At 70.4% G+C, this 12,965-nt stretch carries 17 protein-coding genes; 14 read left to right on the plus strand and 3 right to left on the minus strand.

Annotated features, from left to right (window positions below; all coding sequences use genetic code 11):
- Positions 1-70: 70 nt before the first annotated feature.
- Both ABZ453_RS19980 and ABZ453_RS19985 read right to left on the minus strand, forming a co-directional pair.
- Entirely contained in the window at positions 71-1,093 is a 1,023-nt protein-coding gene (locus tag ABZ453_RS19980) for a LacI family DNA-binding transcriptional regulator (RefSeq protein ID WP_359016265.1), read from the minus strand.
- A 97-nt stretch (positions 1,094-1,190) separates the two neighbouring features.
- Positions 1,191-1,970: a response regulator transcription factor gene (locus ABZ453_RS19985; RefSeq protein WP_359016266.1), complete on the minus strand. Its 780-nt coding sequence runs from the start codon at positions 1,968-1,970 to the stop codon at positions 1,191-1,193.
- Positions 1,971-2,152: 182 nt separating this feature from the next.
- Between ABZ453_RS19985 and ABZ453_RS19990 the strand changes: the two genes are divergently transcribed.
- From ABZ453_RS19990 to ABZ453_RS20025, 8 genes are all read left to right on the plus strand, one after another.
- Entirely contained in the window at positions 2,153-3,010 is an 858-nt protein-coding gene (locus ABZ453_RS19990; RefSeq protein ID WP_359016267.1) for an alpha/beta fold hydrolase, read from the plus strand.
- 36 nt (positions 3,011-3,046) lie between these two features.
- Positions 3,047-3,301 carry a MoaD/ThiS family protein gene (locus ABZ453_RS19995; RefSeq protein WP_359016268.1) on the plus strand — a complete coding sequence of 85 codons (255 nt, stop codon included), beginning with the start codon at positions 3,047-3,049 and terminating at the stop codon, positions 3,299-3,301.
- A 2-nt stretch (positions 3,302-3,303) separates the two neighbouring features.
- Positions 3,304-4,572: a hypothetical protein gene (locus ABZ453_RS20000; RefSeq protein ID WP_359016269.1), complete on the plus strand. Its 1,269-nt coding sequence runs from the start codon at positions 3,304-3,306 to the stop codon at positions 4,570-4,572.
- 253 nt (positions 4,573-4,825) lie between these two features.
- Positions 4,826-5,566, plus strand: coding sequence for a DUF2993 domain-containing protein (locus ABZ453_RS20005; RefSeq protein ID WP_359016270.1), 741 nt, complete (start codon positions 4,826-4,828; stop codon positions 5,564-5,566).
- Positions 5,567-5,770: 204 nt separating this feature from the next.
- Complete coding sequence (locus tag ABZ453_RS20010; RefSeq protein WP_351714517.1) at positions 5,771-5,878, plus strand: Ms5788A family Cys-rich leader peptide; 108 nt, start codon at positions 5,771-5,773, stop codon at positions 5,876-5,878.
- Positions 5,879-6,002: 124 nt separating this feature from the next.
- Positions 6,003-6,842 carry a sulfurtransferase gene (locus tag ABZ453_RS20015; RefSeq protein WP_359016271.1) on the plus strand — a complete coding sequence of 280 codons (840 nt, stop codon included), beginning with the start codon at positions 6,003-6,005 and terminating at the stop codon, positions 6,840-6,842.
- Between the two features lie 96 nt (positions 6,843-6,938).
- Entirely contained in the window at positions 6,939-7,226 is a 288-nt protein-coding gene (locus ABZ453_RS20020; RefSeq protein ID WP_020122955.1) for a DUF1416 domain-containing protein, read from the plus strand.
- A 191-nt stretch (positions 7,227-7,417) separates the two neighbouring features.
- A complete protein-coding gene (locus ABZ453_RS20025; RefSeq protein ID WP_359016272.1) occupies positions 7,418-7,681 on the plus strand; it encodes a DUF3099 domain-containing protein in 264 nt (87 codons plus the stop codon).
- Positions 7,682-7,703: 22 nt separating this feature from the next.
- Here ABZ453_RS20025 and ABZ453_RS20030 read toward each other — a convergent pair whose 3' ends face one another.
- Positions 7,704-8,066: a DsrE family protein gene (locus ABZ453_RS20030; protein ID WP_133045740.1), complete on the minus strand. Its 363-nt coding sequence runs from the start codon at positions 8,064-8,066 to the stop codon at positions 7,704-7,706.
- A gap of 171 nt (positions 8,067-8,237) precedes the next feature.
- Between ABZ453_RS20030 and ABZ453_RS20035 the strand changes: the two genes are divergently transcribed.
- The 6 genes from ABZ453_RS20035 (at position 8,238) to ABZ453_RS20060 (ending at position 12,949) form a co-directional block, all read left to right on the plus strand.
- Positions 8,238-8,969 (plus strand): hypothetical protein, encoded by a 732-nt coding sequence (locus ABZ453_RS20035; protein WP_359016273.1) that lies wholly within the window; start codon positions 8,238-8,240, stop codon positions 8,967-8,969.
- Positions 8,966-9,838, plus strand: coding sequence for a hypothetical protein (locus ABZ453_RS20040; protein ID WP_359016274.1), 873 nt, complete (start codon positions 8,966-8,968; stop codon positions 9,836-9,838). The genes ABZ453_RS20035 and ABZ453_RS20040 overlap by 4 nt, the downstream gene beginning before the upstream one ends.
- The gene (locus ABZ453_RS20045; protein ID WP_359016275.1) at positions 9,835-10,713 is read left to right on the plus strand and encodes a hypothetical protein; all 879 of its coding nucleotides are present in this window, start codon (positions 9,835-9,837) and stop codon (positions 10,711-10,713) included. Before ABZ453_RS20040 ends, ABZ453_RS20045 begins: the two co-directional genes overlap by 4 nt.
- Before the next feature lie 231 nt (positions 10,714-10,944).
- Positions 10,945-11,520 (plus strand): FABP family protein, encoded by a 576-nt coding sequence (locus tag ABZ453_RS20050; RefSeq protein WP_359016276.1) that lies wholly within the window; start codon positions 10,945-10,947, stop codon positions 11,518-11,520.
- A 16-nt stretch (positions 11,521-11,536) separates the two neighbouring features.
- A complete protein-coding gene (locus tag ABZ453_RS20055; protein WP_133045736.1) occupies positions 11,537-11,974 on the plus strand; it encodes a transcriptional repressor in 438 nt (145 codons plus the stop codon).
- A 9-nt stretch (positions 11,975-11,983) separates the two neighbouring features.
- Positions 11,984-12,949 carry a folate-binding protein gene (locus tag ABZ453_RS20060; RefSeq protein ID WP_359016277.1) on the plus strand — a complete coding sequence of 322 codons (966 nt, stop codon included), beginning with the start codon at positions 11,984-11,986 and terminating at the stop codon, positions 12,947-12,949.
- Positions 12,950-12,965 lie beyond the last annotated feature (16 nt).

Below are 12,965 nucleotides of genomic sequence, written 5' to 3' on the forward strand. Positions count from 1 at the left end.
CGTATGCCCGATATAAAGGCTGTACTCGCAGCCGGGAGAGTTCTCTCAGCCGCTTCTCATACGGCGCGGATCACTCGCACCCACAGGATTTCCGGGCCACCAGACGCGAGGGGAACGTCTTCAGCCGCTCCCGCCGGGACCCGGCCACCCGCAGCCCGTCGTCGAGTACGAGGTCCACCGCGGCTCGCGCCATCGCGCTGCGGTCGGAGGCGACCGTCGTCAGCGGCGGGTCGGCGAGCGCCGCCTCCTTGATGTCGTCGAAGCCGGCCACCGCCAGCTCGCCCGGCACGTCGATGCGCAGCTCGCGCGCGGCCCGCAGGGTGCCGATGGCCTGGTCGTCGGTTGAGCAGAAGATCGCGGGCGGCCGCTGGGGCCCGGCGAGGAGTTCCAGCGCTATCCGGTAGGCGTCGTAGCGGTTGTACGGCGCCTCGAACAGCCGCCCCTCGGTCGGCTTCCCGGCCTCATCCATGGCGCGCCGCCAGCCCTCGACGTGGTCGGAGACGGGGTCGCCGACGGCGGGTGTCTCGGCGGTACCGCCCATACAGGCGACGTACTCGTACCCGTGTTCCAGCAGATGCCGCACGGCGAGGTGGGCTCCGCCGAGGTCGTCGGTGACGACGGCGACGTCGTCGATGGCCTCGGGCCGCTCGTGCAGCAGCACGACCCGGGCGTCCCAGGCCTCTATCTCGGCGGCGGCCAGGTCGTTGAGGGCGTGGCTGACCAGGATGAGCCCGGAGACCCGCATCCCGAGGAAGGCCCGCAGATAGTGGACCTCTCGCTCGGCCACGTAGTCGGTGTTGCCGACGAGCACCATCTTCCCGCGCTCGGAGGCGGCCTGCTCGACCGCGTGCGCCATCTCCCCGAAGAAGGGCTGGCGGGCGTCCGGGATGATCAGGCCTATGAGATCCGTGCGCCGGGACGCCATCGCCTGGGCGACGCGGTCGGGGCGGTACCCCAGCTCCTTGATCGCGGCGAGGACACGCTCGCGCGTGGCCGGGGCGACCGGCCGGGGTCCGTTGTTGATGACATAGCTGACGACGGCGGTCGAAGTCCCCGCCAGTCGCGCCACATCATCCCTAGTCACCTTGGCCACGCGCGGAGTCTACGCGGATATACCCGCTGCGGGCAGGGCGTGCGGGAGCTTCCGCACGCACCTCGTGTGCGGAAGCAATGCCCAGCCCAGGCGCCCGCTACGCGTCCGCCGACACCTCGGCCGCGCCGAGTGCCGCCGTCTCGTCCGCATCCTCCGCCTTTGCCCGTTCTGCCTTGGCCTTGGCTTCGTCGGAGACCCGGTCGCCCTTCTCGGGAGTAACGAATCGATAACCGACGTTGCGGACGGTCCCGATGAGCGACTCGTGCTCGGGGCCGAGCTTGGCCCGCAGCCGCCGTACGTGCACGTCGACCGTCCGGGTGCCGCCGAAGTAGTCGTAGCCCCAGACCTCCTGCAGCAGCTGCGCGCGCGTGAAGACGCGGCCCGGGTGCTGGGCGAGGTACTTCAGGAGCTCGAACTCCTTGAAGGTGAGGTCGAGGACCCGCCCCTTCAGCTTGGCGCTGTAGGTCGCCTCGTCCACCGACAGATCGCCGTTGCGGATCTCCATCGGGGAGTCGTCGTTGACGATCTGCTGGCGCCCCATGGCCAGCCGCAGCCGGGCCTCGACCTCCGCCGGGCCGGCGGTGTCGAGCAGGACGTCGTCGATGCCCCAGTCGGCGGTGACGGCGGCGAGACCGCCCTCGGTGACGACCAGGATGAGCGGACAGCCGGGGCCGGTCGAGCGCAGCAGCTGGCACAGGCTGCGGACCTGCGGGAGGTCACGGCGTCCGTCGATGAGGATGACGTCGGCACCGGGGGTGTCGACGAGAGCGGGGCCTTCCGCCGGTGCCACGCGGACGTTGTGCAACAGCAGGCCGAGGGCCGGAAGCACCTCCGTCGACGGCTGGAGGGCGTTGGTCAGGAGCAGCAGAGAACTCATACGTCTGGTTCCTCCTCGGTCCCTGCGAGGACGTGTGCGGTACGTCACCTGCTCTGCGATCCCGAAGGCCCCGTACACCGGCGGTCACCTGGAGTTTCCCGCTTCGTATACAACGCTTCCGAAAGCACAAAAGGACCCGGGGGCGTCGCTGCCCGAGTCCTCTGCCCAGCAGAATAGCCCACATGAGCATCACTCCGGCAGGTCATGTGGCACGTTCCGTGGTTCGTCCGCATACCGAGACGATCAGACACACCCCTATGCGGACGTTTCTGACCACGGACGACGGTGTCACGATCGATTCCGTATACGATCCGCCGGCCGCCGTATACGACGTCTCCGCGCCATCTGCCGTTGATCTCGCGTTCGTGATGGCCCACGGCTTCACGGGCGACGTCGACAAGCCGCATGTGCGCCGGGTGGTGGAGGCGTTCGCGCGGTACGGGGCGGTGGTCTCCTTCTCCTTCCGCGGCCACGGGGCCTCCGGCGGGCGCTCGACCGTCGGCGACAAGGAGGTGCTCGACCTGGCGGCCGCGGTGCGCTGGGCCCGGGAACTCGGACACGCGCGCGTGGCGACCGTCGGCTTCTCCATGGGCGGTTCGGTGGTGCTGCGGCACGCGGCGCTGTACCGGCCGGAAGCGGGTGGGAACGCGCATACGGACGCGGTCGTCTCGGTGAGCGCGCCGGCCCGCTGGTACTACCGGGGCACGGCCCCCATGCGCAAACTCCACTGGCTCGTCACCCGCCCCGAGGGCAGGCTGGTGGGCCGCTACGGCTTCCGCACCCGGATCATCAACCGCGACTGGGACCCGGTCCCGCTGTCTCCCGTCCAGGCGGTGCCGGACATCGCGCCGACCCCGCTCCTCATCGTGCACGGCGACCAGGACGGCTACTTCCCGGTCGACCACCCCCGCATGCTCGCGGCCGCCGCCGGTGACCATGCCGAACTGTGGATCGAGGGCGGTATGGGCCACGCCGAACATGCCGCCTCCGACGACCTCCTGACCCGCATCGGGGACTGGACCGAGCGCCGGGCGGGCTAGCCTGACGCTGTACACCGCCGATTGATTGAGGAACGGATGCCAAAGGTCACGGTGCGCTACTGGGCCGCCGCGAAGGCCGCGGCCGGGCTCGCCGAGGAGCCGTACGACGCGGACACCCTCGCCGAGGCGCTCGACGCCGTGCGCGCGCGACACCCGGGGGAACTGGAGCGCGTGCTGCAGCGATGCTCCTTCCTCATCGACGGTGACCCCGTGGGCACCCGCGGACATGAGACGGTACGGCTGGCCGACGGCGGCACGGTCGAGGTGCTCCCGCCGTTCGCAGGAGGGTGACGATGACCGACCAGCCGTACGACCCGTACCAGCAGCAGCCGCGGGAGGAGTGGCCGGCCCAGCAGCCGTACCAGGGCTACGACGACCCGTACGCCGCCCAGCAGCACACCCAGCAGTGGCAGGGCCAGACCTGGGAGACCCAGGTCCACGCACCGGTGCAGACACCGGGGGCGGCGCCCTACCCGCCGGCGGAGCGGGGTGAGGCGTCGCAGCAGCACGGGGCGCCGGAGTGGCAGCAGCAGGCGCACTACCCGCAGCACCAGGCACCCCAGCCCCCGCAGCAGTGGCACCAGCAGGCGCACGAGGGGCAGGGCTACGAGGGTTACGCGGCGCAGGGCGGCCATGCCGCGTCCGCCGCCCACCCCGGCGCTGCTCAGGCCGATCCCGGCGGGTACCAGGCGCAGGCCGCCGCACAGATGGCCGGCGCGCCCGCGGCCCACGCCCCCGCCCACCCGGCAGGCGCCCCCGGCGCCGACCCCGGTTACGGCCCCGCCACCCTCTCCGGCAACGCACGCATCACCGATGCCCAGCGAGCCCGGCTGGAGGGGCGTTCGCCGATCATCGAGCCCGGGATGCAGCCGGCCGCCCTCACGGCGCTGCTCGGGCTGCTCCTCTCGAGTACGGCGGCCATCGGCTCGTACGCCCTTCTCCTCCCGCTCGTCGTCCTCCAGGCGGTCACCGCGGCGGGCTGGTTCCGCCTGAACGGCATGTGGCCCGCCCGCCAGGGCATCGCGCTGGCCTTCCTGGGCGCGCTGGTGGCCGACGCCGCCCTGCTGGCGGCGGGCCGCGAGCACGGACCGGCGGCCATCCTCGGCACGCTCGGCGTCTGGGTCCTGCTCTCCCTGGTCCTGCAACTGCGCTCGCACGCCGACCCGGACGAGCGGATGTACGGCCTGATGGCCACGGTCGCCTCGGCGGCGCTGTCGATCCTCGCGGCCGGTTACCTCGCGGCCGACACGGACGCGGTGTCCGTGGGCGCGGCGGCGGTGGCGGTGGCGCTCCTGGCCCGCGCCCTCCCGCTGCCCACCCCGGCCTCGCTGGTGGTCGCGCTGCTCGCGGCGGCGGGGGCGGGCATCGCGGTCGGCGGCATGACGGGCTTCGGTACGAAGGGGGCCCTCCTGGGTGCCGCCGCGTCCCTCTGCGCCCTCATCGGCCACCGCGTCGCGAGCTACGACTACCCGTCGAAATTCGTCCACTTCACAGCTGGAGTGGCCCTGCCCCTGACAGCAGCGGCCCCGGCCGTGTACGTACTGGGCCGAGCGCTGGGGTAGTCGGGCGCGGTGCCCCTTCGGTGCCGGTCCGCGCGACCAGCCAGTCCGGCGTTTGAGGACGAAGCCCGTTCAGGGCCGACGCGGGGGGTCTGGGGGCGGCAGCCCCCAGTGGACGGCGCCCACAACCCCGCCCGCCCCCTGTCACAGGTGATCAACAATCCCCCTGGCCCAAGTCCCGCAGGGTTACGCTCCGAAACGGCGGTCACTAGTCCGTCGTAGACCAACGTTGTCGGCCAGGTGGGGGAAGTACGGAATGCGCGCCCTGCGAATACTTCTGATCGTCGTCGTGATCCTGGGCGGCCTCTTCGTGATCGCCGACCGCGTCGCGGTGCACTTCGCGGAGAACGAGGCCGCCGACAAGGTGAAGGCCACCGAGAACCTCGCCTCCACCCCGGACGTGTCCATCAAGGGCTTCCCCTTCCTCACCCAGGTCGCCTCCGGCAAGCTGGACGACGTACGCATCGGCATCAAGGACTACGAGGCCGACACGGGCAACACCACCGCCGGCGCCCCGAAGAGCATCCGCATCGACGACCTCCAGGCCGACATGAAGGGTGTCACCTTCACCGGCGACTACAGCTCCGCGACCGCGTCCACCGCGACCGGCACCGCCACCATCGCCTACGACGAGCTGCTGAAGGCCGCGAAGTCCCAGCCGACGCAGATCATCCCCGGCGTCAACGCCCAGGTCGTGGGCCTCTCCGACGGCGGCAGCGGCAAGATCAAGGTCGACGTCAAGGTCACGGCCGCCGGCGCCTCGCAGACGTACCCCGTGCTCAGCACCGTCACCGTCGACGGAGACACGGTCAAGGTGCACGCCGACAACCTGCCCAAGCTGGTCGTCGACCTCGCCGACGCCCGGATCCGCTCGATCACCGACTTCCAGCAGACCATCGACCGGCTGCCGGGCGGTGTGAAGGTGGACGGTGTGCAGGCCGCGAAGAACGGTGTGGAGATCACGGTGAAGGGTTCGAACGTCAAGCTCGCGGGGTAGGACCGGACCGTTCGGTGATGGACGGGGAGTGTCCGAAGAGCGAGACGCGGGCGTCCGTACGGTAGCTGTGATGACCGATACATCCGGCCGCGAGCCGTGCCACGGCGGCTCGGAGGCTGATCGCATCCCACATCCCGGACGATCGCATCTCACGATACGACACGGCGGTGACACGCCCGCCTGTCCGTCCCTACGATCGAACCCATGCAGTGTCAGACGAGCGTCCTCCGGTCGCGGGGACAGGCGGATCTCACGAAGCGGCGGGCAGTAGACCTGTGCCGCGTCGCCGCCATGCTCTGTCGCCCCTTCTGAGCGGAAGGCGCAGACCTCCGCATTCCCTCGCCCTGCTCAGGGCACCGGTGCGTCGCCCCCGTACGGGCGTGTGCACCCCGCAGACTCGTATGCCCCGCCGCAACTGCCCCGGAGGAGAAAGAGCATGAGCCGCAGCGACGTCCTGGTCGACGCCGACTGGGTCGAGGCCAACCTCGACGACCCGAACATCGCGATCGTGGAGGTGGACGAGGACACGTCCGCCTACGAGAAGAACCACATCAAGAACGCGATCCGCATCGACTGGACCAAGGACCTGCAGGACCCGGTCCGCCGCGACTTCATCGACCAGGAGGGCTTCGAGAAGCTCCTGTCGGCGAAGGGCATCGCCAACGACACGCTGGTGATCCTCTACGGCGGAAACAACAACTGGTTCGCGTCCTACGCCTACTGGTACTTCAAGCTCTACGGCCACGACAACGTCAAGCTTCTCGACGGCGGCCGCAAGAAGTGGGAGCTGGACGCCCGCGAGCTGGTCGAGGAGGTCCCGCAGCGCCCGGCGACCGACTACAAGGCCAAGCCGCAGAACACCGCGATCCGCGCCTTCCGTGACGACGTCGTCGCCGCGATCGGTTCGCACAACCTGGTCGACGTGCGCTCGCCCGACGAGTTCTCCGGCAAGCTGCTCGCCCCGGCCCACCTGCCGCAGGAGCAGTCCCAGCGCCCCGGTCACGTCCCGTCCGCGAAGAACATCCCGTGGTCGAAGAACGCCAACGACGACGGCACCTTCAAGTCGGACGACGAGCTCAAGGAGCTCTACGCCGAGGAGAACGTGGACCTCGCCAAGGACACCATCGCCTACTGCCGCATCGGTGAGCGCTCCGCGCTGACCTGGTTCGTCCTGCACGAGCTGCTCGGCGTGCAGAACGTCAAGAACTACGACGGCTCCTGGACCGAGTACGGCAGCCTCGTCGGCGTCCCGATCGAGCTCGGCTCCGGCAAGTAAGTCCGCTGCGGCGAGTAAGTCCGCGCCGCAGCAAGCGAACAGACCCGCAGTTCCCCGACCGGCCTTCCTCCGGTCAGACCCCTCTTGGAGAAAGACATGTGTGGAGCGAAGGCCGGCGGCCCCGACGCCTCGACGATCAAGCCCGGTGAGACGACGATCCAGGGCCAGGTGACCCGCGACGGCGAGCCGGTGGTGGGCTACGTCCGCCTGCTGGACTCGACCGGCGAGTTCACCGCGGAGGTCCCGACCTCCGCGACCGGCCAGTTCCGCTTCTACGCGGCCGAGGGCACCTGGACCGTCCGCGCCCTGGTCCCCGGCGCCACCGCCGACCGCACGGTCGTCGCGCAGCAGGGCGGCCTCGCCGAGGTCGCGATCGCCGTCTGACCGACACCCCGCAAGCCAAGGGCCGCACCCCGGGCGCCCGCCCGGACTGCGGCCCTTCGGCATGCCCGGTGGCTTTGGAGCGCTGCGCCGGACTCGGTCCGGCGGCCTTCGGCGCTGAGCCTGTGGTGATCTGGGCCTTGTCCGCCTCGGCGTCTCGTGTCCGACCGGTGCCGGGGCCCTACCCTGGAACCATGCTGGCCCGCCGCCGTCACGTGTATTTCGCCATGATGGGCACCTGCGTCACGCTGTTCGTCCTGGCCTGGGGAGTCGTACGCATCTGGTCGATTCCGGCGGCCGTCGCCATGTGCGTCGTGGCGATGGTCATCCCGCCGGTCGCCGCCATGGTCGCCAACCGGCGGGGCCCAGAGGACCGCTGGTGGGACGACCCCTCCGGCGACCCCCAGTCCGACGAGTGGTGGGACGAACTCGACGGCAAGAAGCGCCCGCGCTCGTAGCCGGTGCCGGTGTTCCGGTCGGTCAGTACACCAGCGCCTGCGTCTCGTCCCCCAGCGCCTCCTGTACGAAGACCTGGGCGCCCGCGATCCGTACGCCCTCCAGGACGTCCTTCTCGGTGATGTCCCGGCGGGCCGCGCACTGGGTGCACAGGGTGACGCGGCCCGCGGCGAGGACCGAGTCGAGGAGGTCGGGCAGCGGGGCGGCGTGCGGCAGCTCGAACTCGGCGGCCCGCCCCGGCAGCGCGAACCACGCGGACTCCCCGGTCAGCCACAGTGAGACGTCGACACCGCTGGCCACGGCCACCGCCGCCACCGTGAACGCCTGCGAGCACCGCTCGGGCGCGTCGGCCCCCGCCGTCACCTTGATCACGAGCTTCTTCGCCATGACCGAATCGTAATCAACTTCCCTGCAACTCACTGCGCCGGCCATCGGTCTCCTGTGCGCGCACATATGGAATGCGCACGTCATGTTTCGGTGGGGGATGTCTTGCAGGTACCGCAAGAACCAGAAGAAGTTTCCGCGGCCGGGTCCGGGTCCGGGTCCGGGTCCGGGTCCGTGTCCGGGCCCGGGTCCGGGGTGGCTCGCCGCCGTGGCCGTACCACGGTCCTGATCGCCGTCGCCGCCGTGCTCGGTGTCGTCGCCGGTACCTGCACGGGTTACCTCGTCCAGGCGAACCGCGCCCCCGACGCGTTGCCCTCGCTCTCGCAGGCCGCGTTCCCACAGGCGAAGGGCGACGGTCCCGAGCCGCTGTCCGCCGCCCAGGACCGCAGGATCAGGACGGACGGCGACCTGCGCAAGCTGCTGCTGAGGAAGCCGGTCGGGGCGCGGGACGCGGGCTACGCCATCGGTGCGGACGGGTGGCTGGACCTGGCCGGGTACGCGGAGACGTACGACAAGCCGGCCAGTGCCTTCGGTGACCTCGTCGCCGGCGGGTTCCGCCGGGCCGCCGTCGTCAACTGGCGGGAGGGCAGCTCGCTGTTCGTCGAGATCCGGCTCGTGCAGTTCCGCCAGGACGATGAACTCGTTGCCGCCGACGACGCGGGCGACGCCTACTACTGGGCCGGGAAGAAGCCCCACACCGACAGCTGGCCCATCCCGGGCACGGGTGACGGGATGGCGTACGTCCACAACTCGCCGGAGCGCAAGGCCGGTTACACGGACGTCTACAACGGCGAGGCGCATGCCTGGCGCGGTGACATCGAGATGCAGGTCTGGGTCTCCTCCGCCAAGCCCGTCCCGAAGAAGAAGATCATGGACCTGGCCACGCGGCAGATGGAGCGGTTGTGAGCACCGAGAACCACACCGAGCGCGGGGAACCGGAGCCGGGCACGGAGCCGGAGACGGACGTCCTCGTCCCCGAACTCGTCGACGGCTCACAGGAGTCAGGCCCCGCAGTCGTCGGGAAGCCGGTACGCAGGCGCCGTATCGCCGCGATCGCGGCAGCCGTGCTGCTCGGCCTGGCCGTGGTCGGCGGGATCGGGTACACCGTCGTGACCGTGTACGGCGCGGACCGGGACGCGGGCGACGCCGTGTGGAACTTCCCGAAGGCGTCGGCGGAGCGGGCAGGGGGCACGGCCAGGGCCACCGGGCTCGCCGCGGCGCTCGTGCCCTACGGCCCGGACGGCTGGAGCCAGGGGCCCGACATCGGGGAGTACGGCCATGACGCGGCCTTCACCGGGGCGCAGGCGGCGGAACTGCGCAAGGAGTCGTTGAAGGGGCTGCCGCGCAAGGAGCGCGAGCCGCTGGAGAAGGCCATCGACAAGCAGCACACCAAGGGCTTGGCCATGCGCAGCTACGTCAGCACCGAAGAGCAGGCGTCCATCTACACGGACAAGGCGTCGACGGTGAGCATCGTGCTGGCCCAGATCGAGGACAGGTCGGCGGTACGGCGCGCGTCCCGCTTCCAGAACCAATTCCTCGAAGGCCTGGGAGTCTTCCGGCCCGGCCCGTCGATCAACGGTTACCGGGACGCCAAGTGCTTCCTCTCGCCGAAGGAGGCCGACGAGGAACTCGACACGATCTACTGCTCCGCCTACCGGGGGGAAGTCCTGGTCACCCTCACGGCGCAGTCCGCGAAGCCGATGCAGTCGTACGCCATCGGCCGCCTGCTCCAGGAACAACTCGACCGCATCAAGGACCCGGGGGAGGCGGTATGACCGGCCGGCAGCAGGAGGAGAACACGGCACCGAGGCTCGTCCCCGTCACCCCGGAGCCCCCGCTCCTCCCACCCACCGCCCACCAGGATCCCCGGGCCGCCTCCGCCGGGAAGGGTCGCCCAGGGCTCCGCGCCGCGCTCCGCTGGACCGCCGCCGTGGTCGTCTTCGCGGTGGTCGGGGCCGGGACGGCGTACGGGATCGCCGGGATGAAGCGGTCGGACGTGCCCGCACTCGGGACCGCGTCGGACGGGCGGTGGGACTATCCCACGCTCAGCAGGCCGCCGCTGCCCGCGGGCAGTCCGGGACCGTTCGCCGAGGAGAACAAGGCGGAGTCCCACTTCGCGGACCTGCGTGCGCTCGTGTTGCCCGCGCCGAAGGGCGCCGTCGACGACAAGGCGCTCGCCGGGACGGACGGATGGCTGGCCACCAAGGGCTTCCTGGCCGAGTTCTCGTCCAAGGACGACCGGGACGAACTCGCGCAGAAGCTGACCGACGACGGCCTGCGGCACATCGCCGCGCGCGGCTGGACCACCCCGGACGGCACCCGCACCCGGATCTACCTGCTCCAGTTCGACACGGCGACCGTCGCCGACGACATGGTGGCGAAGAACCTGGGCGGATACGCGGCCCCCGCCCGCCCGGTGGGTGGCGCCGACAGCTATGAGGAGGACGCGGACTTCCCGGACGCGGCCAAGGTCACGAACGTCTCGCTGCTCGCGTACGTAGAGAAGAAGCCGTACGGCGCCGAACAGGTCAGACAGGCGTTCCTCACGGCCGGCGACACCGTCGCGATGATCGTGCAGTCCAGGAAGGGCAGCGCGAAGGCCGTCCCGTTCCAGCAGACGGTCACCTTGCAGGGCCAACTGCTCGGCTGAGCCCGCAGGAGCGGACCTGGCCAAGAGGGCCGGGCCCCGGCCGACTAAGCTGGGGTCCGGCTCTTGTGTACCCACCCCGCTCAACCCGCTCAACAAGGAGCACCTCGTGCTTGAGGCATTCTTCGAAGCCCTGCTGGTCCTGGTCTGCGTCGGCGTCCTGGGCTTCGCCTACCTGACCGTGAAGAAGCTGTACCAGGGCCAGCGCTGACCCCCGTCTAGGAACCCCACCTCATGATCGAGATCCCGTCCGACCTCCACAAGGACCTCGTCCCCCTCGCCTTCCTGCTCGGCGACTGGGCGGGCGCGGGCGTCCACGACTTCCCCGGCGACGAGAAGTGCAACTTCGGGCAGGAGGTCAGCTTCACTCACGACGGCCGCGACTTCCTGGAGTACCGGTCCCACACCTGGGTCCTGGACAACGACGGGAACAAGGTCCGCCCGCTGGAGTCGGAGTCCGGCTTCTGGCGCGTCGACGCCGAGCGCAAGGTCGAGGTGACGATGACCCGCGACGACGGCGTCATCGAGATCTGGTACGGCGAGCTCGCCGCCCAGAAGCCGCAGATCGACCTGGTCACCGACGCGGTGGCCCGCACGGCCGCCGCCCGCCCCTACAGCGGCGGCAAGCGCCTGTACGGCTACGTCAAGAGCGACCTGATGTGGGTCGGCGAGAAGCAGACCCCGGACATCGAGCTGCGCCCGTACATGTCGGCCCACCTGAAGAAGGTCGTCACCCCCGAGGACGTCGAGCGCTGGGCCAAGGCCCTCCCGGACGACCTGCCGGACGACGGGATCGCGTTCTTCAAGTAGCTCTAGACTCGTCGGTGTGGTGAGCACCGACTGGAAGAGCGACCTCAGGCAGCGCGGCTACCGGCTGACGCCGCAGCGCCAGCTTGTCCTCGAAGCAGTGGACACCCTGGAGCACGCGACCCCCGACGCCATCCTCACGGAAGTGAAGAAGACGGCGTCGGGGGTCAACATTTCCACCGTGTACCGGACCCTGGAGCTCCTGGAGGAGCTCGGGCTGGTCAGCCACGCCCATCTCGGGCACGGCGCGCCCACCTACCACCTCGCCGACCGCCACCACCACATCCACCTGGTCTGCCGGGACTGCGAGAACGTGATCGAGGCGGACGTCTCGGTGGCCGCGGAGTTCACCGCGAAGCTGCGCCGGGAGTTCGGCTTCGAGACGGACATGAAGCACTTCGCGATCTTCGGCCGGTGCCGGAACTGTTCCCTGAAGGGTTCAACTACCGAGTCGTAGGCTTGTCCCATGAAGAGCCCCCTGCTGTCCCTGCCCGGCGCCGTCCCCGCCGAGGGCCCGGACGAAGGCGTAGCCGCCCACTACGGCGACCTGTTCCGTGAGCAGCGCGCCCTCGCCGACGGCACCGGCTTCGTCGACCTCTCGCACCGCGGCGTGATCACCGTCACCGGCGAGGACCGACTGAGCTGGCTGCACCTGCTCCTCACCCAGCACGTGAGCGAGCTGCCGACCGGCCAGGCCACCGAAGCCCTCGTCCTGTCCGCCCACGGCCACATCGAGCACGCGCTCTACCTGGTCGACGACGGTTCGACGGTCTGGGCCCATGTGGAACCCGGCACCCAGGACGCACTGATCGCGTACCTGGAGTCGATGAAGTTCTTCTACAAGGTCGACGTCGCCGACCGGACGGAGGAGTTCGCGGTCGTCCACCTGCCGGCCGGTTCGATCGCGGAGGTCCCGGAGGGGGTCGTCGTACGCGAGACGCCGTACGGCCGTGACCTGTTCCTGCCGCGCGTCGACCTGGAGTCCTTCGCGGAGAAGGCCGGTCCACCCGTCGGGATCCTCGCCCTCGAGGCCTTCCGCGTCGAACAGCACCGGCCCCGCCTCGGCTTCGAGACCGACCACCGCACGATCCCGCACGAGCTGGGCTGGATCGGCACCGCGGTCCACCTCCAGAAGGGCTGCTACCGCGGCCAGGAGACGGTCGCCCGGGTCCAGAACCTGGGCAAGCCCCCGCGCCGCCTGGTCTTCCTGCACCTGGACGGCAGCGAGGTCCACCTGCCCACCCCGGGCACCGAGATCCGGCTCGCCGAAGAGGACCCCGACGGCCGCAAGATCGGCTTCATCACGACGTCCGTACGCCACCACGAGCTGGGCCCGGTCGCCCTGGCCCTGGTGAAGCGGAACGTCCCGGTGGACGCCCGGCTGGTGGCGGGGGAGACGGCGGCGGCCCAGGAGACGGTGGTCGAGCCGTAGGGCCCCGGCAGAGTCG

It is taken from the genome of Streptomyces sp. NPDC005799 (assembly GCF_040630525.1).
GTDB lineage: Bacteria > Actinomycetota > Actinomycetes > Streptomycetales > Streptomycetaceae > Streptomyces > Streptomyces griseorubiginosus_B.